The 18,909-nt window shown below is 59.6% G+C and carries 25 protein-coding genes and 3 tRNA genes; 6 read left to right on the forward strand and 22 right to left on the reverse strand.

The features are described from left to right. Positions 1–69: 69 nt before the first annotated feature. Complete coding sequence (locus VV088_RS14785) at positions 70–393, reverse strand: sigma-70 family RNA polymerase sigma factor (protein ID WP_334601464.1); 324 nt, start codon at positions 391–393, stop codon at positions 70–72. After that, positions 374–607 carry a hypothetical protein gene (locus VV088_RS14790; protein WP_334601465.1) on the reverse strand — a complete coding sequence of 78 codons (234 nt, stop codon included), beginning with the start codon at positions 605–607 and terminating at the stop codon, positions 374–376. The genes VV088_RS14785 and VV088_RS14790 overlap by 20 nt, the downstream gene beginning before the upstream one ends. A gap of 233 nt (positions 608–840) precedes the next feature. Between VV088_RS14790 and VV088_RS14795 the strand changes: the two genes are divergently transcribed. Together VV088_RS14795 and VV088_RS14800 are read left to right on the forward strand one after the other, a co-directional pair. Beyond that, positions 841–916 (forward strand) — tRNA-Thr (locus VV088_RS14795). A 9-nt stretch (positions 917–925) separates the two neighbouring features. Continuing rightward, positions 926–1,010: transfer RNA gene (locus tag VV088_RS14800), tRNA-Tyr, on the forward strand. 279 nt (positions 1,011–1,289) lie between these two features. Here the strand turns inward: VV088_RS14800 and VV088_RS14805 are convergent. From VV088_RS14805 to VV088_RS14815, 3 genes are all read right to left on the reverse strand, one after another. After that, the gene (locus VV088_RS14805) at positions 1,290–1,700 is read right to left on the reverse strand and encodes a hypothetical protein (protein ID WP_334601466.1); all 411 of its coding nucleotides are present in this window, start codon (positions 1,698–1,700) and stop codon (positions 1,290–1,292) included. A 153-nt stretch (positions 1,701–1,853) separates the two neighbouring features. Continuing rightward, on the reverse strand, positions 1,854–2,393 hold the full coding sequence (locus VV088_RS14810; RefSeq protein ID WP_334601467.1) for a hypothetical protein: 540 nt from the start codon (positions 2,391–2,393) through the stop codon (positions 1,854–1,856). 934 nt (positions 2,394–3,327) lie between these two features. Beyond that, positions 3,328–4,653: a glucose-6-phosphate isomerase gene (locus VV088_RS14815; RefSeq protein ID WP_334601468.1), complete on the reverse strand. Its 1,326-nt coding sequence runs from the start codon at positions 4,651–4,653 to the stop codon at positions 3,328–3,330. Positions 4,654–4,834: 181 nt separating this feature from the next. Between VV088_RS14815 and VV088_RS14820 the strand changes: the two genes are divergently transcribed. The 3 genes from VV088_RS14820 to VV088_RS14830 all read left to right on the forward strand — a co-directional run bounded on the left by VV088_RS14820 (position 4,835) and on the right by VV088_RS14830 (position 5,824). Then, a tRNA-Val gene (locus VV088_RS14820) sits at positions 4,835–4,910 on the forward strand. Between the two features lie 224 nt (positions 4,911–5,134). Continuing rightward, positions 5,135–5,473 (forward strand): helix-turn-helix domain-containing protein, encoded by a 339-nt coding sequence (locus VV088_RS14825; RefSeq protein WP_334601469.1) that lies wholly within the window; start codon positions 5,135–5,137, stop codon positions 5,471–5,473. A 159-nt stretch (positions 5,474–5,632) separates the two neighbouring features. Beyond that, positions 5,633–5,824 (forward strand): hypothetical protein, encoded by a 192-nt coding sequence (locus tag VV088_RS14830; protein ID WP_334601470.1) that lies wholly within the window; start codon positions 5,633–5,635, stop codon positions 5,822–5,824. Here the strand turns inward: VV088_RS14830 and VV088_RS14835 are convergent. From VV088_RS14835 to VV088_RS22810, 10 genes are all read right to left on the reverse strand, one after another. Beyond that, positions 5,821–6,036 carry a hypothetical protein gene (locus VV088_RS14835; RefSeq protein ID WP_334601472.1) on the reverse strand — a complete coding sequence of 72 codons (216 nt, stop codon included), beginning with the start codon at positions 6,034–6,036 and terminating at the stop codon, positions 5,821–5,823. The genes VV088_RS14830 and VV088_RS14835 overlap by 4 nt on opposite strands. Beyond that, positions 6,033–6,383: a helix-turn-helix domain-containing protein gene (locus VV088_RS14840; RefSeq protein WP_334601473.1), complete on the reverse strand. Its 351-nt coding sequence runs from the start codon at positions 6,381–6,383 to the stop codon at positions 6,033–6,035. The genes VV088_RS14835 and VV088_RS14840 overlap by 4 nt, the downstream gene beginning before the upstream one ends. A 100-nt stretch (positions 6,384–6,483) precedes the next feature. Further along, complete coding sequence (locus tag VV088_RS14845; RefSeq protein WP_334601474.1) at positions 6,484–6,783, reverse strand: hypothetical protein; 300 nt, start codon at positions 6,781–6,783, stop codon at positions 6,484–6,486. After that, positions 6,780–7,586 carry a C39 family peptidase gene (locus VV088_RS14850; protein WP_334601475.1) on the reverse strand — a complete coding sequence of 269 codons (807 nt, stop codon included), beginning with the start codon at positions 7,584–7,586 and terminating at the stop codon, positions 6,780–6,782. Before VV088_RS14850 ends, VV088_RS14845 begins: the two co-directional genes overlap by 4 nt. Next, a complete protein-coding gene (locus tag VV088_RS14855) occupies positions 7,579–8,001 on the reverse strand; it encodes a phage holin, LLH family (RefSeq protein ID WP_334601476.1) in 423 nt (140 codons plus the stop codon). Before VV088_RS14855 ends, VV088_RS14850 begins: the two co-directional genes overlap by 8 nt. 15 nt (positions 8,002–8,016) lie before the next feature. Next, positions 8,017–8,262 (reverse strand): hypothetical protein, encoded by a 246-nt coding sequence (locus tag VV088_RS14860; protein ID WP_334601477.1) that lies wholly within the window; start codon positions 8,260–8,262, stop codon positions 8,017–8,019. Between the two features lie 10 nt (positions 8,263–8,272). After that, entirely contained in the window at positions 8,273–8,401 is a 129-nt protein-coding gene (locus tag VV088_RS14865; RefSeq protein WP_334601478.1) for an XkdX family protein, read from the reverse strand. A 10-nt stretch (positions 8,402–8,411) separates the two neighbouring features. Next, positions 8,412–8,759, reverse strand: a complete 348-nt coding sequence (locus VV088_RS14870; RefSeq protein WP_334601479.1) for a hypothetical protein — start codon at positions 8,757–8,759, stop codon at positions 8,412–8,414. A gap of 423 nt (positions 8,760–9,182) precedes the next feature. Further along, on the reverse strand, positions 9,183–9,983 hold the full coding sequence (locus VV088_RS14875) for a hypothetical protein (RefSeq protein ID WP_334601480.1): 801 nt from the start codon (positions 9,981–9,983) through the stop codon (positions 9,183–9,185). Continuing rightward, positions 9,984–10,157 carry a phage upper tail fiber protein gene (locus VV088_RS22810; protein ID WP_442913179.1) on the reverse strand — a complete coding sequence of 58 codons (174 nt, stop codon included), beginning with the start codon at positions 10,155–10,157 and terminating at the stop codon, positions 9,984–9,986. On the opposite strand from VV088_RS22810, the gene VV088_RS14880 reads away from it, so the two are divergent. Then, entirely contained in the window at positions 10,119–10,436 is a 318-nt protein-coding gene (locus VV088_RS14880; protein ID WP_334601481.1) for a hypothetical protein, read from the forward strand. The two genes, VV088_RS22810 and VV088_RS14880, sit on opposite strands and share 39 nt — an antisense overlap. 14 nt (positions 10,437–10,450) lie before the next feature. Here VV088_RS14880 and VV088_RS14885 read toward each other — a convergent pair whose 3' ends face one another. From VV088_RS14885 to VV088_RS14915, 7 genes are read right to left on the reverse strand one after another with little or no spacing between them, the layout of a single operon-like run. Then, entirely contained in the window at positions 10,451–12,781 is a 2,331-nt protein-coding gene (locus tag VV088_RS14885) for a hypothetical protein (protein ID WP_334601482.1), read from the reverse strand. A gap of 1 nt (position 12,782) precedes the next feature. Beyond that, the gene (locus VV088_RS14890; protein WP_334601483.1) at positions 12,783–14,075 is read right to left on the reverse strand and encodes a hypothetical protein; all 1,293 of its coding nucleotides are present in this window, start codon (positions 14,073–14,075) and stop codon (positions 12,783–12,785) included. A gap of 4 nt (positions 14,076–14,079) precedes the next feature. Continuing rightward, on the reverse strand, positions 14,080–14,445 hold the full coding sequence (locus tag VV088_RS14895; RefSeq protein WP_334601484.1) for a hypothetical protein: 366 nt from the start codon (positions 14,443–14,445) through the stop codon (positions 14,080–14,082). Between the two features lie 4 nt (positions 14,446–14,449). Continuing rightward, positions 14,450–17,326, reverse strand: a complete 2,877-nt coding sequence (locus VV088_RS14900) for a hypothetical protein (protein ID WP_334601485.1) — start codon at positions 17,324–17,326, stop codon at positions 14,450–14,452. 15 nt (positions 17,327–17,341) lie between these two features. Then, positions 17,342–17,890, reverse strand: coding sequence for a Gp15 family bacteriophage protein (locus VV088_RS14905; RefSeq protein WP_334601487.1), 549 nt, complete (start codon positions 17,888–17,890; stop codon positions 17,342–17,344). Beyond that, positions 17,887–18,354, reverse strand: a complete 468-nt coding sequence (locus VV088_RS14910) for a hypothetical protein (protein ID WP_334601488.1) — start codon at positions 18,352–18,354, stop codon at positions 17,887–17,889. The genes VV088_RS14905 and VV088_RS14910 overlap by 4 nt, the downstream gene beginning before the upstream one ends. 14 nt (positions 18,355–18,368) lie before the next feature. Continuing rightward, on the reverse strand, positions 18,369–18,908 hold the full coding sequence (locus tag VV088_RS14915) for a hypothetical protein (RefSeq protein ID WP_334601489.1): 540 nt from the start codon (positions 18,906–18,908) through the stop codon (positions 18,369–18,371). Position 18,909 lies beyond the last annotated feature (1 nt).

An 18,909-nucleotide genomic window follows, 5' to 3' on the forward strand; every position in this document is an offset into this window, starting at 1 on the left:
ATATTAATCAGTGGTAAAATTAGAGCAAGCATATTCTTTTAAAAATTCTGACTTTTGTCAACAAGAAACTCACAGGTCGTCCATGCTCCGCAGGTACGCCTCCGCCCCGTAGCGCAGGCACCGCTGGAGCCGCCGCTCCCCCCGCTTGATGGTGCGGGAGACGGTGGACTTGTCGATGCCCATCATGTCCCCGATCTCCCGCATGTTTTTCCCCTCGGCGTAGTACAGCAGCATCATTTCCCGCTGCTTGGCGGTGACGTCCTCCCGCAGGCAGCGGATCAGGTTGCGCTTCAGGCGGCTGATCTCCTGGCTGTTGTCCGCCGCGATCTGCCGGCTGTACATGGCCATGTCGGCGGCGTACAGCTTGCCCTTTCTATATCGTGTATTTGGCATTGCGGCGATACCCCCTGTCGTAGTAACGCTCCGTCAGCACGGCCAGCTCCCTGGCCTCCCGCAGCATGGTGGACAGCATCCGAATCCGGTCCTGGAGCTGACATCGCTTGTCCACATTGTCTGTATGCTCCAGCAAATATTCCAGCTGGCAGATCCGCAGGTCCAGCGCGTGGGCGTGGGCCCGGTACTCCAGCGACAGCTCCGCTAATGTCATGGTGATCCCTCCTCAGCTTGTAATCGTTCCAAACACCGGGCGCACAGATCTCTGCCCCGCCGTCTCCCGCCCCGGTCAAAACGGTATTGCTCCCCGCCGCAGAGGGGGCACAGCCAGGCCGCCCGCTCAGCCTGCATGTCCCGCAGAGGCGGTTGAAAAAAAATTTGGTTTTCTACTTGACATACCTCCGTTTCTCTGTTATAATAGCGTCTGCTGTTGGACAATCGCCATTTGCTGGTGTAGCTCAGTCGGTAGAGCAGCTGATTTGTAATCAGCAGGTCGGGGGTTCGAATCCGTCCACCAGCTCCAATTTAATATGGAGGAGTTCCCGAGTGGCCAAAGGGGGCAGACTGTAAATCTGTTGCGTTTCGCTTCGGTGGTTCGAATCCACCCTCCTCCACCAGAAAGCCGGTTTTCCCGTTCGGAAGGCCGGTTTTTTGCTGTCCATCTCTGCCCCTCCTCTGGCCTGGAATAAGAATTTCGCAGCTATAGAACTGTTGTTCTATAGCTGCGTTTAGAATACTCTTTCCCGGAGCAAATGTCAACCAGTTGAATCGAAAATTTGTTCTATATCGGACCGCTTTAATGGACTATACCAGCTGGAATGGCCCTCCGGTCTGCCTTGAACTGAGCGCAAAACAGCGCCCCGGCCGGAAGCCAGGGCGCTGTGTATGATTACGGCTCAGAAATATTTTTTCACGCCGTCAGGAGCCAGGGACGCGTCGTCGCTGATGGTGATGGTGAACTTGATGTTGTGCCGCTCGGCAAACTTGTTCAGCCAGTCCAGGAACTGCTCGGTCTCATGCCCGCACTCGCCGCCTACAATCTTGGTGAGGCTGTCGATGAAGATGTGGGTAATATCATAGTTCCCGGCGTACATGCCGCTGATAAAGCCCTTCAGGGCGGTATAATCGGCGATATCGTACTCGCTGGCTTCCACCAGGCGGATGTGGTAATGGATGTCGAAGGTCAGCTTATTGCCTTTCTCAATGCAGACCACGTTGCCGTGCTCGGTCTGGACAGCATTGTTGATCATCTCGATCACGTTCTTGGTCTTGCCGGAGCCCTTCTTGCCCATGATAACGCGAATCATGTGTATCACTCCTTATCATTTTGACATCGGGGGTGTACCCTCTGTTTATCTATACTCTACCATATCCGGGCATTTATTTCAACTAAAATAATTGTGAATTTTTGATGGACAGAAAACGGCCGGTGACGTTTCCGCCGCCGGCCGTGGTTAGACCTACTCGGAGTAGGGTTTGTCCGTTTCGATATACATCCCGCGTTCGGCGCTCCAGCCCACGTAGAAGTTGAGGGCCTTGCCCAGGTCGCGGAGCTTGAAGTAGTTGGAGCCGTTGATTTTATAGACCTCAGCCTCAATTTTCTGGCCGTCCACGTAGATGGCATCGTTGCTGGGGTCGGCGCTTTGGTTTCCGCCGGTGGCGGCCCCTGCCAGGTCGCCGGTCTGCTTGTCATAGCCCTGGCCGGTGGTGGCGGTGACGGCGTTCTTCGTGCCGTCGTAGCCCACGGCAAACTGCTTTTCGCTCTTGTTGAGCAGGGCGGCCACGTCACGGATTTTAAAGTAATTGCTGTCGCCGATTTTGTACACCGTGGGGTTGGCCGCCGTGCCGTTTACCTCCAGCTTGTCGTTGGTGGGGGAGGCGGTGGCGTTCCCGGCGGGCTGCTGGGGCTGCTCGATGGGCTTTTCTGGCTGTCCACTAGCGGAAGTGGTAGGAGCAATCCGAACATAAGTCGCATCTGTACCATTGCTGGTTTTCGGCACCTGTGAATTGTCCGAAAGTTCTACTCTTGCCGTGGTGTCATATGTTAGCGGAAAATTATTGCCTCGGTCAGGGCCTCCGGTCATTTGAAGATTTTCCGCTAAAGTAATTGGTCCCGAATTTTGAAAAACAGATAAATTTGAGGTGGCAATTAGTTCCCCGGTACCCTCAATGTGTAGTTCAGGACAAGCATTATTGCAATTTAGGTTGACACGTTCAAATGTATTAACACTCCCATCCGACAGAATAAGATGAGTAGTAAGCCCAAGTGATAGATATTTCCCTTCACACCCATTTAATACTAATGTATGCCAGCCATCTTCGTTTTGTGTCCAACTCCAGTTGAGTGCATTTCTCTCGTCAGAACTTAACATACGATCCTTTCCATTCTGATCGATGAACCAGATGTTCCCACCATAGTTTAACAAATAGTACTCTCCGTTCAAACTTTCGATCATTCCTCCACCACCATCCGCATAGGCCGGGACGATAAACAGACCCAGGCACATCATCAGAGCCAGCGTAAGGGATAAGATTTTTTTCTTCATGTTTTTCTTCCTCTCATTTTATTTTTCTCAGCGGAACGTTCCCTCTGGAGGGCGAGGCACAGTGCCCTCCAGGGGCGTTGTCCGCCGAGACAAACAAAAGCGGCGCAGGATCAAGGATCCCACACCGCATCTATCCAGACACAAACCCTCAAACCGGACTTGTAAACAAGTCGCAAATCCAGTATAATGAGGGTTGGCGCAGCAAAGCTGTTGTGTAGGAGGGTATGCTCCTGCATAGGGGTGTGGGGGAGGTCGAGTCCCCCACGCCTTGCCTTTATTTGCCTCGTGTTTCCATTGTAGCGCATCTTGGGAAATTACGCAAGCGATATTTTCAGAAAATAGGAAGAACGGAGGCCGTTTGGCCTCCGTTCGCTTGTTTGGATGGAATTTACAGCTTGGCCAGCAGTTCGGCCCGCAGGTCCTCGTAGCCGGGCTTGCCCAGCAGGGCGAACATGTTCTTCTTATAAGCCTCCACGCCGGGCTGGTTGAAGGGGTTGACCTCCAGCAGGTGGCCGGACAGGCCGCAAACGTACTCGAAGAAGTAGATCAGGTAGCCCACGCTCTTCTCGCTGATCTGGGGCAGCTCCAGCAGGACGTTGGGCACGCCGCCGTCCACGTGGGCCAGGATGGTGCCCCGCATGGCCTGCTCGGCCACGAAGGACAGGGGCTGGCCGGACAGGAAGTTCAGGCCGTCCACGTTGGCGGGGTCGTTGGGGATCTTGTACTCGCCGGCGGGAGCGAAGGAGACCACCGTCTCGAACATGACCCGCTCGCCGTCCTGGATATACTGGCCCATGGAGTGGAGGTCGGCGGTAAACTCCACGCTGGCGGGGAACAGGCCCTTGCCGTCCTTGCCCTCGCTCTCGCCGTAGAGCTGCTTCCACCACTCGGCAAAGAAGCGGAACCGGGGCTCGTAGCCGGCCAGAACCTCGATGGCCTTGCCCTTCTGATACAGGCCGTGGCGTGCGGCGGCGTACTGCCAGGCGGGGTTGTCCAGGCCGCCCTGGCCCAGCTCCTCCATGGCCTGGCGGGCGCCGGCCATCAGGGCGTCAATGTCAATGCCGGACACGGCGATGGGCAGCAGGCCCACGGCGGTGAGGACGGAGAACCGGCCGCCCACATCGTCAGGCACCACGAACTCCTCGTAACCCTCCGTGTCGGCCAGGCCCTTCAGAGCGCCCCGGGCCTTGTCAGTGGTGGCGTAGATGCGCTCCTTGGCCCCCTCCTTGCCGTACTTCTTCTCCAGCAGCTCCTTAAAGATGCGGAAGGAGACGGCGGGCTCAGTGGTGGTGCCCGACTTGGAGATGACGTTGACCGAGAAGTCCCGGTCACCGATGAGGTCGATGAGCTCCAGCAGGGCGTCGGTGGACAGGCCGTTGCCGGCGAAGAAGATGTCGGGGGTGTCCTTCTTCTTCAGGTTGTAGTTGTTGGACAGCAGCAGCTCGATGACCGCCCGCGCTCCCAGGTAGGAGCCGCCGATGCCGATGACCACCAGCACCTGGGACTGCTTCTGGATCTTCCTGGCCGCCGCCTGGATGCGGGCAAACTCCTCCTTGTCGTAGTCCCTAGGGAGGCAGACCCAGCCGGTGAAATCGCCGCCGGGGCCGGTGTGGGAGGCCAGCATGTCTGCCGCCTTGGCCAGCCGCTCCTGACGGGAGGTCAGGTAATCCTCGGGCAGAAATCCGCTCAGCTTGGAGAGATCAAGTTTTACCATGGAACATTCCTCCTGTGAAAGAATGGGATCGATGCTGTTACATTATACCACACTCCCTGGAACATTTCACCTGAATTTTTTATTTTCTCCTCCGCCACAGATTTTTTTCGAAAATTCGAATTTTTTTGAAATATGCCCTTGACAATCCCTCCACTCTTGAGTATAATAATTTTTGCTGTTCGGACGATTAGCTCAGCTGGTAGAGCATCCGCTTGACGTGCGGGAGGTCACAGGTTCAAGTCCTGTATCGTCCACCAAGCAAAGCCCTAGGGCCGCAAGGCTTTAGGGCTTTTTTCTTTCCTCAATTTGTCGATTTCGCTGTCTGCACATCGCAGTGTTTAGGGGCACTTTGGGGACCGTTCGGGGCACAACTCGGGGCACAATTTTTGGCCCGCTATTACAAAAAAAGAGGCCTCCCGGCTCGAAGCCGCGGGCCTCCCTGACCGACATGATGATCCATAGAAAAAGAGAGGAGATCACCATGTCGATCATAAAAAACGTATCCGCTGTGATGCGGGAATATAAGGACGCAAACCAAATGTCGCTGTCCGGGCTGTCGGAAGAACTGGGGATCCCGGTCTCTTCCGTGCAGTGCTATCTGAAGGGCGCCTCCGACCTGCGGGCGACCACCATTGAGCTGCTGGCTGAAAAGATGAACATCCCGCTGATGGAGATGGTCTCCGGCCCGGCTCCGGAGTGGAAGCGGGCGGCGACCATTCTCCGGGCGGCCAGGGAGTTCCGGGATCTGCCGGAGGAGAAACGGGATCAAGGAATCCAGCTCTTCCTTCAGTTGGTCGCCCTGTTCACCAAAGACGTCTAAGCGCCTTCCGGGCGGGAGCATCAGCCTCCCGTCCGGTTTTCTATCTTATCATACTATCGTCAGTATATAAATTGACAGATCTGCCAATTTTATACTATCGACATTATTTATAGTATCGACAGTAGACCATATAATAAGCTCCACAAGGGGCTGAATTAGATGGCATATTCCAATTCCCAGAAGGAAGCAACCGCAAGATATAACAAAAAAGCCTATGACCGGATCGAAATCAAGGTCAAAAAGGGACGCAAAAAGGAAATTGTTGAATTTGCCAAGAAGAAGGGCGCCCCGAGCGTCAACAGCTTCATTGTCAGTCTGATTGAGAAAGCTATGAACGAGGAGGACACCTAACGGCGCCCTCCTCCATTTTGCAAATGGATGATCCGCGCATGCTCGTAGTCCTTCCACCCAAGGCGCTGGCCGCAGCGGTCGCAGAAACGCTGGTACTCCCGTTCCAGGGAGATGCTGCACTGGGGGCAGACCGGGTAGGTCCCATCGGTCCGGAACCAGCGCAGCTGGGTGACCGCCATAGGCTTGCGGAAGGCCCAGGCCGGGCGGCTCATACCAGCGCCTCCTCTCCCAGCAGCTGTACCAGCTCCATGAATTGCTCCGCGAACCGCAGCCGCTTGGCTTGGGGCAGGACGGACACCGCCTGGATGGTGTCCAGCAGCAGCAGCGCGGTCTGCCGCTGCTCCGGTTCGATGTCCCCGGACATCAGCACCAGCGGGTCGACCCCCAGCTTGTCCGCCAGGTGCTCCACCATCCCCAGGGTGGGATTTCCCGAGCCGCTCAGGTAGTCCTGCAGGGTGGACGGGGCGATCCCCAGCGTCTCCGCCCACTGCTCAATGGACTGTCCGCTGAGCTTCCGCTTCGCCCGGAGCATATCGGCCATATTTTCCAAAATCCCCATTTTTCTCGCTCCTTTCAACAAAATTATACTGGGACGAACTGGAAAAGGCCATGCCGGGATATCGAAGCGCCCCGCCGTTATACCGGCAGGGCGCTGTGCTTCATATCTTGGGACTGTTCTCAAACCCTGCGGCCCGGGCGCTCTCGAAGGTGATGCCGCCCTCCTTGTGGTCGGACTTGGCCATGTTCAGGTAGAAGGCGCAGACCGTCCCGTGGGCGGTCCAGGGCAGGCCCACCATGGCGGTGAGCCAGGGCAGAGCTCCGGTGTAGCCGGTGCGAATGCAGTAGGCCGCCAGGGCCAGCCCGCCCACCGTCACCACCCACAGCAGGGCCCGGATGTCAGCGATGAGCCGCTTGGAAAACTCCTGCCGCTCCGGCGCGGCCTGACGCCGCCCCCTCACGCCAGGCCGAAGGTCTGAGCAAAGGCGTACAGCAGCTGGGCCGCCTGTTCCCGGGTGAGCAGGTCCTCCCACATGTAGTTGGGCTGGCCGTCGGAGCCGGGATCGCCCCCGGCGAAGATGCCCCGCTCTGCCACGAACCGCCGGGCCGCCTGGCTCCAGTCGCCGCAGTCGTTGTCCCGCAGCTCCTGGCGGTACTGCTGCATGGCGGTTGCAAACATCTGATTGAACTTCTCCTGATCCATGTCTTCCTCCTGTTCTGCCGCTCCGTTGTATGCCCTGGCGTCCACCACCCAGTAGTAGGCCGCCTCATTGCGGAAGGTGTTGATGTCGCCGTTCACCCGGCTGTCCCTGGTGCTGGCCGGATCGTTGATGCGGATTTTTCCGTCCGCCCACCAGACCACGACGAAGTGTCCACCGCTGGTCCAGTTACCCTTTTTCATCAGGGCGATGAGATAGTACCCCTGCTTCAAATACTCCAGGGCCTGGTCGTGGACCTTGCTGGCGGGGTTATGGTAGACGTTGGTCCAGCTGAGCTGCCAACACTTGATCCCAAACGCCTCGAACTGAGGGGCAAAATAGCTGTAGTAGGTGCCCTGCCCCTTGGCCTTGTAGCCGTGGGCCACGCTCCACCGGCAGGCGTCCACCGGAGTAAAGGTCTTGCCGGTCAGCGTCTCGACGAGCATGGCGGCGGCGGTAGGTCCGCACCCGGAGCCGCCGATGGTGGCCGTCTCGCCCTTTACCTGGTAGGGCTTGTCTTTCCAGCGCTTGTCCGTCTGGAGATAGCTGACAGGCCGCTTATTCATTGCGCTGCCCGGGCAGACGGGCCATCACCTCCTGCGTTACTGCCTCAGCGAGCTCAGAGACGTCCAGGCCGTCAGAGACAATTTCCTTGGTCTGCACCTGGGCCTTTTTCGTCTCCGTGTTGATCTCCCAGACGGAGCCCTCAATCATATTGAGCACCGCCTCGGTAACCTCCACGCCCAACAGCCGCAGCTGCTCCATCACAAACTTCCGGCGCTTCTCTCCATCCGGGTCGGTGTCGTGGTACAGCTGCTCCGCCGCCCGGGTGAAGGACACCACCAGCTGGTGGATGCGCTCCTGGGTGTCCTTTGTGATCCTGGTCTCAAACCAGACCCTGGCCTTGGGTACCAGGCAGGCCAGCAGGCCCACCACAAAAACGGCCAGCAGATTACCGATGATCTCGTAGATGTTTCCCATGTTGTTTTTCCTCCTTTAATTTTTCAGTGTTTGCTCCAGGTCCTCAATCCGGTGGTTGGCCACCTTGATCTTCTCTTCCTGGAGTTCGGTCCGCTCCTCCAGCTTGTACACCCGGTCGATCACCTGGTTGTGGACCTCTACTTTCCGCTCCAGCTGCTCCAGCCGGTACTGGGTCAGCTTGGAAGACACCAGAATGCCCCCAAAGGCTCCCGCCCCGGAGCCCGCCAGCCCGATCAGGGCGACTAGGATCGTCTCGCTCATGGCCGCCTCCTTAATACTTCCCCCCCGTAATCGCCTGGAACTGGGCCGGGGTGAGCACGCCCTTTTTCACCGCCACCCGCACCTGGGCGGCGCTCCAGAGCTTGCGTTCGTAGTTCTTCTTGATGGTTTCGTAGTTCATAAGTACCTCCTCAATTCTCGTCGGGCAGGCTGTTCATGGCCAGGAATTCCAGCGCGGCGGCGGTGCGCTCCTCCACGGAGGGGCCGGGGTCGGGAGGATTGTCCTCAAAAGCCTCAATGGCCGCCAGCACCTCCTCGTCGGTCATGCCGTCGTCGATGGCCGCACCGGCCTTCTTCGCCCGCTCCGCCAGGTCAGCGAAGACCAGGGCGCAGCCGCCGTTGATGGGTCCTGCGGATATGACCATCTTCACCCCCGGCAGCTTGGACCAGGGATAGCGGTCCGCCCACTCCGAAGCCGTGAACTGCGCCCCGCTGGGCGTGATGATGTTGTCGGTCTTGTTCCAGATTTGATACCTCATTTGTGAACTCCTTTCTTGTTCCCGGAGACGTGAAAACGCCTCCGCTTCGTCCTTGACAAAACGGGGGCGTGCGGGTATAATAAACGCAGAAGGGCGCTGTTACGGACGGTCAGCCCTAATACAACAAACGGATTAAACCGTTAGCCGCTCGGGTAGGGACCGGGCGGCTAACACGCATTTATGGCCGACAGGTACATGAGGATCGCCAAACCTGTCAAGAAACAAGCCGCTTTGAGCAACCAGTTCTTCCACATCTGCACCACCTCCCCCGTTTAAGTCTCGCGTCGGGGTCATAACGGTGGGCCAACCGCCTTATGTAACAGCGCACACTTCTGTCCCGCCGGACCGGCGGGCACATTCATCATACCGTATGCGCCGTGTTTTGTCAAATCCTGCCGCCTGTGAGGGCGGCGTTTTTTGTGGTCAGGCCACGGGGCCTGCAACAAAATCAGTGGTAGTTACATAGCTTCCATAAAACTTATTGTTTATCACATCATACAACCCCACTTTTTTGTCTGGGGATATACAGGGTACAAGGTCATAAATTAAATTGCCTGTCAGATCAGCGGAAGACTCATAAACCCGATAGCTATATAAGTAAAAATTGCAGACTCCAGATTTTGGCGTGTTTGTAGTTGTCGTTGAACCACTCGCTGTATACCTTGTTTGGGAATATTGATATGCTGCAAATAGAGATGGGCTATACATCTTATAAGTTCCAGGGCCGCCTGTCACCTGCGATTCTGTGGTTGTATCCGTAGTAATCTGAAACAGCGTTTTTGCATAATCCAACACCACATGGAATTTTCCGTCTGGAGCTGGAATTTCTCGACTCCAGGATGCTGATGTACTGGTTGTCGAGCGCCCTCCACAGACAAGAATTTGCTTTTCTGTGGCATTATAATAGATACGGTTGTTAGAACTTCCCCTCGTATGTCTGCCGCTAGTTGCATACCAATATTCAAAGAAGTATGCACCTGCAATATTCCCCGACGCACTATCCTCTCCTAATTTCATATCGACTTCAACCCGATTTGTTGTATTTGCAAACGGGATTGCCGAAATACAAGTGAGATTCGGATTGCTAATATATTCCACTTCGGTATACCCTGCGGGGAGTCTGGACATTTTGGCGAACAGCAGTTCATCGCCCAAGTAAACCCGGCTAATGCTGTCGTCTCCCAAATAGCATTTTTTGGTTTTTTTATCGCCAGTGTAAATCATTTATTCCTCCGCAACCAGGTAAAACGTATTCGGATCGTGAGAATCCATGGCGTCGTACTCGTCTTGCGTAACCTTGACAAGCGGGAGGTCTGCCCACCTGTAATCGTAATCCGCGCTGGAGGCCTTCGCCAGCCATTGTCCAGCCACGCCTCCTGTCGGCAATCCCGCGCCCACTGCGCCGTCCTTACCCGGTGGTCCCTCCGGTCCCTGCGGACCCGGTTCCCCCTGGGGACCCGCTGGCCCGGTTTCGCCTGGGTCGCCTTTCGGCCCCACCGGGCCGACCTCGCCCTGCTCCCCCTGGGGGCCTTCCGGGCCGCGTTCCCCCTGCGGGCCGGGCGGACCCTCCGGGCCCTGTGCGCCGGGTTCGCCCTGCGGACCCTGCTCCCCCTGGGGCCCGCGCGGGCCTTGACGCCCGCCAAATCCCGCGACCTTGATTCCATTCACCTTGATTGACATGCTTGCACCTCCTAGACTCTCCTATATACGTCAACTGTATCACATCTACTGTTATCAAAGGTGCTTGCGCCTCCGGCAAACAAAGCGTAAGCTCCGACGGTGGCCGCGGAAAACTCTCTCCGTGCCACACTAAGCCCGACTTCCTGTGTAGTACGAGTCAGTACCTCGTCGTATACGTCCACATAGCCATAAGAGCTATTGTTCCCGATCAAAGCATAACCGCCAACAGATGTCGCCCCGCCTCTGGCCGATGATGAGCTGAGGGGGGTTGGAGTAGTCTGTGTCAAGTTGGCATCATATGCAGTAACATCGCTGGGATAAGTGGTTCCGAGAATATAGCCTCCTGCAATCAGCGCATAGTTGCCAACGGATGCTGACGCACAGTTTTCCCGCGCGAATTTTAAGGCTATCGGCGTAGAACGCACAAGAGCTGTGTTATATGCGTCAACTACATCGGAATAATATATGCTTGAAGGGGTACTGCTGCTACTACCAGTATAGCTATTCCCACCTGCAATTAACGCATAATTACCAACGGTAACACCTGTTGCCAGCGTTCGAGCCTTGCTTAGAGAGCTCACGATGCCGCGAGTCAGATTAGCGTCATAGGCGTTTACTGTGGATGTGAGCCTAGTGCCGACATTGTTACTATCAATTTTACCTCCTGCAATCAGCGCATAGCTGCCAACGGTAGCAGCTGCGGATTCTTCACTTTCCGTGGAAAGGGGCGTTGTGCTGCTGTGGGTCAAGTCGCTATTGTATGCATCGACATCGCGATCCACAAAAGTCCCTCCTGCAAACAGCGCGAAATCGCCAACGGTTGTAGCCTCTGCTCTAACTCGAGCTACATTTAGCTCCATTGGTGTGGAACGGGTCAAGCTTGTGTTGTATGCCTCCACAATAGCGGAGTAATAGCCGTCGGCAATCCCGCCTGCAAATAAGGCATAATTTCCGACAGAAGCACTTAACATGTCGTCCCGCGCTGCGTTCAGCGGCGTGGCTGTTTTGTAGTACTCGATAAACACCTCTGCTGTCAGCTCGGCGCTGTACTGGCTGGATACAACTATCGTCGCGGTATTATACTGCGCCATGCCCCGCACGGCGGTGACTTTCCAGGTACCCTCGATTGGCAGCTCCAGGACGACGGTGCCGGTGGTGGAAAGGGCCTCCACGGACGTGTCGCCGCAGGTGGCAGTGACCACCGCGCCGATGTCCGCTTTGACGGTCAGAGTAGCTTGAAAGCTGCTCTCCATCGCCCCCGACACCCCAAAAATGGACACCCCCTTCTTGATGTTGCTGGAGGTCAGGTTGGGATCGCCCTTGATGGTCTGGGTCCCGGCCAGGTACTGGCCGTTGGCGATGGTTTTGTCCGCCGTCCCTGGTGTAATGGTCTGGGCGGGCAGAGAGGGGATAATACCCTCAACCTTGCCCGAGGCGGTATACGCCGTTTTGGGGGCCAGGATGTCTCCTGGGGTGGCGGTGGCGTCGGAGGTGTCCGCGCCGGTGCTGATTTTCCTGATGTTCGCCGCCAGTTCGGCAAAGGTCGCGTCCGCTGCTGTTTCCACGCCCTGGGCAGTGACAGCGGACGCGATCAGGGTTTTTCCCTCACTGCCAGATGTAAAAAGCTCCGAAATCGCGTCCTGGACGGTTCCGTCACCGTAGACGATGTCCCCGGCGGTCAGGGGCGGTTCCTCTTCAAAGTCGAAGGTGACCGTGTGGGGACCGTCCCCGGAGGAAAATTCCAGTTCGGCCCCGCCGGGGGTGGTGACTGCGTTTTCCGGCAGGATGCTCCCGCCCCCGCCTCCGGACAAGGGGCCGTAGTTCTTCCAGTCCAGGGTCGTGCCGTCGAAGACGTAGACGTCGTAGGGCGGTTCTTCCCCCACGCCGTAAGCGTCCCCCACCTCCGGGGACGCCACAGCGGCGCGGAGCGCGTCCTCCGTGTCGTAGTGGCCCAGGAGAGTCAGGCCGTTTCCAGGCGGTCCCTGGGGGCCTCTGGGGCCCGTCTCTCCGGCGGGGCCGGGTTCCCCCTTCTCCCCCCGTGGCAGGCCAAAATCCAGATTGACCTTGCCTGCGCGGGTGCTCTTGGTCACCGTGGCCGTGTCGCTGGCGTGGGCTTCCACCGTCATGTCCGTGACGGCGCTCACCGCCTCCGCCGCCTGGGCCGCCGCCGCCTGGGCCGCGTCCACATAGCTCTGGACCTGCCCAATCACCGCCTGACGGCCAAACTCCTTGAACTGCGCTCCGGTGACCTTCATCGCCTGGCCCTGCTGCTCCGCCACCAGGAGGGAGTCATCATCCAGCTGTGGGGCCTGGGGCAACGCGCCGATGCTGCTGTCTGCCATTTTAGTTCACCTTCCCTTCCAGTATGGTAACGCGGGATTCCAGTTTTGTGATCGTGTCGGACATTGCAGTTACTTTCATGTTCAGCTCCTGCAAATCGGTTTTCATCAGGTTCAGGGAGGAGTTCATGGCCCCCAGGCTTTTGGTGATAAAGGCCCGCAGGCTGTCAATGTCGCCGGTCAGGTCCCGGCTGGTCTCGCTGCGGTAGGGGTATTCGTCCTCCAGCTCCACCTCCCCAGGGGCCGAGATGTTGGGATATCCGTCGCCGTTGTCCTGGATGGCGGAGATCACGCCGTAAAGTCCGCCTGCGTCCACGCCGTCCCCCAGCTCCGCCGCCGGGTCCAGGTTGGCGCTGTCCGCGCTGAATGCCTGGTATTGATAGTCCCGGACCTGGAGCAGCACCGCAAGGGCCATTTCCTGGGTGGCGTAGGGGCAGACGGCGTACAGGTCCATCCCCGCGCCATAAGAACCGGCGGTGATGACGTTCTCGTTGTCCACCTGAAAGGTCACGCTGGAGATGGCGGGACGCTTGCCGTTGTCCGTGCAGCCGGTCACGTCCAGGCCAACGTAGAACTTGCTGGCCCCCTCCAGCCCGATGGGAGCGGCGGACACAGCCCCGGACGGGGAAAGCAGGATTCTTGTCCCCCCGAACAGGATAGCGTCACCGTGTTCCGTGACCAGATAGCCCGTCTCCGGTGGGAAGGAGATCAGCGGGACCAGACGCAGCTTTCCCGCGTCGCTGATGTACCAGTTGCCCCCATGGGCGGCGGCGATGTCCCGCAGGGCGTCCCGGCGCATGTACTCCCCTGCGGGGTACTCGTCCATCGTATAGGGCAGGTAGACGTTGCGCTCGTCCAGCTCCACGTCCATCGCCGTGGCGATGTCCCGCGCCGCCGCCTCCATCGTACAGGGGAAGGTGAGCTTGGGGGTCCAGGTGATGTCCGCCTTGAGCATCGCGTCATAGGCTTCAATGGTCCAAAGACCGTCCTCCACCTCCCGGCGGTTGGTGAAGAACACACCCTTGGGGAGCCATTCCGACGCCTGCGTGCCGTTGACCAGCCGAATATATCGCTTGATGACCGCTCCCCGGGGGATTTCCTTCGCGTACAGGTCCAGGTTCAGCGTGACGGACATGGCGTTGCCGATACCAAAGCTGTCGAACAGGCTGTAATCGACGCTGTGGCTCACCTCCGCCTCGTCCCCGTACCACACTCCGTTAATGTCAAAGGCGTACTCTCGGACCGTGTTCCGATCCCGGATTAGGACTTGCCAGAGGGCGCTTGTTTGCTGGGCCATCGGCTCACCTCTCAATGATGCTGAACGTAGCCGATTCCCAATCCTCATGTCCGTCTGCCGTCTCCGCCAGGGAGGTTTCAAAGGATGTGCAATAGAACGTCCGGGTCATGGTTCCGTGGAGGTCCAGAAAGGTGGCGTCAAAAAATGTGGCGCTCAGGTCATCGTCCAGTTTAGCCAGCGTCTCCCTGGGGGCTGGCATGGTGGTAAAGGCCAGCTTTCGTTTGGTCCCGATCTTGTCCCGGCGCATGACGCCGTTTTTGGGCCGCTTGGTCTGGTCGCTGTCCAGGTCGTTGCGCGTCCAGCCGTAGCCCTTGCGCTGAACCAGGCTGGACCAGTCATGCCCGTTGATAATTAATATCTCTGCTGCCATATTCTCACCCCAATACTACCGACCGGCCAGATTGGCGGGTCATTCGATTTTGTTCTTGTGTTACGGTCTGGCCCAGTATGCGCCGGTCTACCATGATGATGTGCCCGGCCTTAACCGCCTCCAGAATAGCTTGCAGCAGGGCGGTTGTCTCGCCCCCGCCGCCGGATTCCTCCCGGACAATTTTACGAATTAGCCCCTCCGGGGCCTCCAGGTTATTGCCGTGGCTCTGGTCGCCCAATACCGCCATGAATTCCCGGTTGGGCGGGATGACCGCGCCCCGGGCCAGCCGGGGGAGCTTCACCTCCGAGATGGACGGGATATTGATCCCGAAGGAATTGCCGCCGATGCCGGGCACCCAGTCGGGCACGTCGAAGCTGATCTTGTTCATCTGGGAGATCAGCCAGTTGACCCCCTTGATAATCGCGTTGATCATCCCCTCCACATTGGAGAGCAGGCCGTTGACGGCGCCCTTCACGGCGCTGCCTGCCGCGTCGAAGGCGGCGGCCAGGGGCTGGGTCACGTGCTGGCTGAACCACTCGGCAGCGGCGGACCACACGCCCTTCACGGCCTCCCAGACGCTGGAGGCGGCCTGCTGGATGCCTTCCCACAGGCCCTTGAAGAAGCCCGCCACCGGCTGGATCACGTTGGAGTTAAACCACTCCGCGATGGTCCCCGCGACCTCCTGGATACCGGCCCACAGGTCCAGGAACCACTGCTTGATCTCCTCCCAGTGCTCGTGGATCACAACCGCCATCGTGGCCACGGCGGCCACAATCCCTGCGATCACCCCGGCCACCAGGGCGGGCGCGCCCAGGATCACCGCCCCCACGGCGGCCAGGGCGATGCCGAAGAGCATAAGGACCTCCTTGGCCCAGGAAAAGCCCTCGTTCCACATAGAGAAGAAGCTGGAGGCCGCCAGGGCCACCCCGCCGATGATGGAGCCAATCCCCGCGATGGTCTTGCCCACGGTGGACAGGATGGAGGCGAAGCCGGAGGAGGTCATGGCCTCCGCGATTTTCTGGACGACGTTGTCCACCAGCTCCTTGGCCAGCGGCGCGACTACCGTTCCCACAATCCGCTTGACCACCACGGCGGCCAGCAGGCCCGCCGCCCCGATGAGCACCTCGGGGTCGGCGTTGGCGAGGAAGCCCCCCGCCGCCTCCAGGAAGGCCAGGATCAGCTCCCGGGCCGCCTCCACAAAGGCGGCGATGGCTCCGGCCCAGTCGATGTTGTTGAGAAAGGCCGCGATCTGGGCTCCGATCTGGGCCCAGTCGATGCCCGCGACGGTGTCCCCCATGGCGTTGAAATAGCCGATCACCGTCTGGCTGGCCGCCTGGGCCAGCTGGGGCATATCCAGCCCCAGAAGAAAGCCCGCCAGCGTCTCCAGCCCGATTTTGATCCCCTTGAACAGGAGCATCCCAAAGGCGTACCAGTCGATCTCCGACACCGCCCCGTTGATCAGGGCGGCCAGGCTCCCGCCCCAGGCAATCCAGTCGAAGCTGTAGAGGAAGCTGACCAGGAACTGCAGCGCCAGGTTCAGCCCGGCCCCCAGGGCCTGGCCCAGCTGGTACCAGTCGATCTGTTCCACCAGGTGGTTGAGGGCGTCCGCCAGATCCCGGCCCAGCTGCTGCACCTTCTCCAGCACGCCGGGGAAGGTGAACATCTCATGCACCTTCCCGGAACACTCGTTCAGCCAGGCGGCGAAGTCCCCAAAAGCCGTCTTGAGCTTGGGCACGCCCGCCAGCATCAGGTCCAGGAAGGCGGAAAACGCCTCCCCCCAGGAGGCAAAGGAGGGGCCCTCCGCCCCCTCCAGCTCCGACAGGTCGGGGATGGCGAGGGAGCCCACGTCCACCGCCCCGCCGCCGCCAACACCTCCGGCGCTCCCGGCGGCCTCCCCGGCCAGCTGGTTGATCTCGTCGAACCCGGCCAGCGACTTCTGCTGGGCCTTGCTGGTGTCCTCCACCGCGCCGGCGAGGGCCTCCTGATTGTCCACGCTGGAGGCGATGGCGCCGCTGGCAGCCTCCGCCTGCTTGGCCTCCCCGCCGAAGGCGCGGGTCACGGTGTTGTTCAACAGGGTCGCCAGGGCGATCATATGGGACAACACCGCGTTGAGCCACTTCACCACCGGCTTGAGCACCGTGATGATGGACTGGCCCAGGATGCCCATGAACTCCTGCCACTGCATGGACAGGATGCGGGTCTGGTTGGCCCAGCTGTCCTGGGTGCGGGCGAAGTCGCCGCTGGCCAGGGCCAGGCTGTCCAGCACAAACCGGTACCGCAGGGCCACCTTCTCCGCCTGGGACATGGCGTCGTAGGATTTCTGGAAGCCCTTGGACAGGGCATAGGCTTTCAGGTTGTCCTGGGTCATCACCACGCCCAGGTCCTTCAGCGTCTCCGTCTCGCCGGTGAAGACGCTCTTCAGCTTGATATCGGCCAGCTCCTGGGAGATGTTGAAGAAGGAGGCCACATCCCCCGACAGCCCGGCCAGAGTGATGGCCATATCCGCCGCCTCCTGGCTGGCCAGCCCCATCCCCTTGGCCATGGCCATGTAGGTGGAGGCCGTCTTCTTGGCGGACAGGGCGGACATGCCGAACTGGGTGATGGCGGTCTGGGCGAACTCCTCCGCCTGGCCGCTCAGCTCCCCGAAGGCCACGTCCACCACATTCTGCACCTCGGCCACGTCGCTGCCCAGCTGGACCGCCTTTTTGCCGAAGTCCACCACCGCCTTTACCGCGAAGACGGCGGTGATGGCCGCCCCCAGCCGCCGGACGGCGGAGCGCAGGCCGTCCACCTGCCCGGTCATCCCCCGGATGCCCTTGATAAAGCCCCGGTTGTCCAGGGAGGTGTCAATCACGACACGTCCGTCGGTGCTTCCAGCCATATGCTCACCTCACTCTCACACGCCCCAGGCGTTCAGTGTCTGTTCCTCGTCCGCTGTGTACCTTCGCTTGAAGTCCACCCGGCTGCGGTTCTGCCGGTAATACTCCCGTTCCCATGGCTCCAGCTTTTTCCCCTTGCGCAGCTTCTCCCGGAGGGCCACAATCATGGACAGCTGGCCCTCGCCAATGGTCCCAAAGTACCCCATGAAGGTCCACCAGTGGAGGAAGGGCAGGGAGCGCACCTCCACCCCCGCCGCCTTGTTGATCTCGGCGGCAATGATGGCCCGGTCCTGCTCCCAGTCGATGGTCTTGGGCTGGGGCGGACCCTCCTCCGGGTCCTCCCCCAGGTCGATGAACCAGGCCAGCTCCTCCATGGCCTGGGGGTGGTCCTCTCTGGGCATGTCCTCGAAGCCCTCGTAGAACAACGCCAGGGCCACATACTGCCCGGCAAGGGTGTCCTCGTCCTGGAGGCAGGAGATGACCTCCAGAATATCCCGGTAGTCCGCATTGATTCGGTACTCCCGGCCGCCCACGGTGAGGGCGGTGGGCAGGCTCCAGCCGGTCATCCCTGCTGGACCGCCCGGCGCTGCGCCCGGCTGCGGAGGGCCGCCTCAGCCGCCTCCTGCTGGTGCCGCTTCGCCCCCTCCTCGATGTAGGGGGCCAGGGCGTTGAGCAGGTTGGTAATGACCCGCTGGCCGTTGTTCCCCACGGCCATCAAGTTCACCCCGCCCAGCAGGGCGTCGAAGTCGTTGCCGGGGCCGAAGGCCGCCCCCAGCTTGTCCTTGATCTCCCGGTCCAGCTCCCGGGCCCGGTCCAGCTCCCGCCCCGCCAGCGCAAAGGAATCGTCCTCGCTGCCAGGCTGCTCCACCTCAGCCGCGTACCGCTTTTCCAGTTCAGGCAGTTCCTTCAGCAGCCCGAAAAACCGCTGGTACACGTTGAAATCGGAGGGGTTGAAGGTCAAAATGCCGTTGCCGTTGATGTCCAGCCGGAGCAGGCCGTCGTCAAATTGGAGGGTTTTCGTCTCTGCCATATCCGGTTCCTCCCTCACTCAGCGGATACCGCCGTCTTGGGCGTAAAGGTGATGGTCCCATCCGCCGTCACGGAGGCGGCGCCAATCTCACGGGCGCCGCCGAAGGTGACGTCGATGGGCATGGTCAGGGAGCCGCCCCCCTCGCCCCCCAGGCCGCTGGGCTTCACCATAGAGCTGGGATACCGCTCGGCGAAGGCCGCGCCGCTCTCGTCCACGGCGTACAGATGGATGCGCAGCAGGTCCTGATTGCACAGGGCGGCGGCGTCCTGGTCCACCACGGCCAGGTTCCACACATGCTGCTGGTACTCGTCTCCGCTGTCCAGCTCGCAGGGGTCGAAGGTCTGGGAGATGGTGGGGGTCTTCATGGTGGTATAGGTGTCCCCCAGAATGTCCTGCTTGGTCTCCTCGCTCCAGTCCAGCTCGGCGGAGCTGTCCTCCACCCGCTTGCCCAGACGGCCCCATCTGGGGGCCTCGGCGGTGCCGAAGTTGCCGCACACCAGGTAGAGCTTCCGGTCCACCGTCTGCCCGGCGGGGGTTTTGAATTTGTAGCTCATA

The organism is Lawsonibacter sp. JLR.KK007 (assembly GCF_036941135.1).
Classification (GTDB): Bacteria; Bacillota; Clostridia; order Oscillospirales; family Oscillospiraceae; genus Lawsonibacter.

Bases quoted from the DNA above. Each gene is read 5' to 3' on its own strand.
- VV088_RS14905 (WP_334601487.1), bottom strand. From the start codon at position 17,890: ATGACCGGCTGGAGCCTGCCCACCGCCCTCACCGTGGGCGGCCGGGAG.
- VV088_RS14785 (WP_334601464.1), bottom strand. From the start codon at position 393: ATGCCAAATACACGATATAGAAAGGGCAAGCTGTACGCCGCCGACATG.
- VV088_RS14790 (WP_334601465.1), bottom strand. From the start codon at position 607: ATGACATTAGCGGAGCTGTCGCTGGAGTACCGGGCCCACGCCCACGCG.
- VV088_RS14895 (WP_334601484.1), bottom strand. From the start codon at position 14,445: ATGGCAGCAGAGATATTAATTATCAACGGGCATGACTGGTCCAGCCTG.
- VV088_RS14840 (WP_334601473.1), bottom strand. From the start codon at position 6,383: ATGGGGATTTTGGAAAATATGGCCGATATGCTCCGGGCGAAGCGGAAG.
- VV088_RS14805 (WP_334601466.1), bottom strand. From the start codon at position 1,700: ATGATTCGCGTTATCATGGGCAAGAAGGGCTCCGGCAAGACCAAGAAC.
- VV088_RS14890 (WP_334601483.1), bottom strand. From the start codon at position 14,075: ATGGCCCAGCAAACAAGCGCCCTCTGGCAAGTCCTAATCCGGGATCGG.
- VV088_RS14870 (WP_334601479.1), bottom strand. From the start codon at position 8,759: ATGAGGTATCAAATCTGGAACAAGACCGACAACATCATCACGCCCAGC.
- VV088_RS14860 (WP_334601477.1), bottom strand. From the start codon at position 8,262: ATGAGCGAGACGATCCTAGTCGCCCTGATCGGGCTGGCGGGCTCCGGG.
- VV088_RS14865 (WP_334601478.1), bottom strand. From the start codon at position 8,401: ATGAACTACGAAACCATCAAGAAGAACTACGAACGCAAGCTCTGGAGC.
- VV088_RS14900 (WP_334601485.1), bottom strand. From the start codon at position 17,326: ATGGCTGGAAGCACCGACGGACGTGTCGTGATTGACACCTCCCTGGAC.
- VV088_RS14910 (WP_334601488.1), bottom strand. From the start codon at position 18,354: ATGGCAGAGACGAAAACCCTCCAATTTGACGACGGCCTGCTCCGGCTG.
- VV088_RS14835 (WP_334601472.1), bottom strand. From the start codon at position 6,036: ATGAGCCGCCCGGCCTGGGCCTTCCGCAAGCCTATGGCGGTCACCCAG.
- VV088_RS14850 (WP_334601475.1), bottom strand. From the start codon at position 7,586: ATGAATAAGCGGCCTGTCAGCTATCTCCAGACGGACAAGCGCTGGAAA.
- VV088_RS14915 (WP_334601489.1), bottom strand. From the start codon at position 18,908: ATGAGCTACAAATTCAAAACCCCCGCCGGGCAGACGGTGGACCGGAAG.
- VV088_RS14875 (WP_334601480.1), bottom strand. From the start codon at position 9,983: ATGATTTACACTGGCGATAAAAAAACCAAAAAATGCTATTTGGGAGAC.
- VV088_RS14830 (WP_334601470.1), top strand. From the start codon at position 5,633: ATGGCATATTCCAATTCCCAGAAGGAAGCAACCGCAAGATATAACAAA.
- VV088_RS14855 (WP_334601476.1), bottom strand. From the start codon at position 8,001: ATGGGAAACATCTACGAGATCATCGGTAATCTGCTGGCCGTTTTTGTG.
- VV088_RS14825 (WP_334601469.1), top strand. From the start codon at position 5,135: ATGTCGATCATAAAAAACGTATCCGCTGTGATGCGGGAATATAAGGAC.
- VV088_RS14885 (WP_334601482.1), bottom strand. From the start codon at position 12,781: ATGGCAGACAGCAGCATCGGCGCGTTGCCCCAGGCCCCACAGCTGGAT.
- VV088_RS14815 (WP_334601468.1), bottom strand. From the start codon at position 4,653: ATGGTAAAACTTGATCTCTCCAAGCTGAGCGGATTTCTGCCCGAGGAT.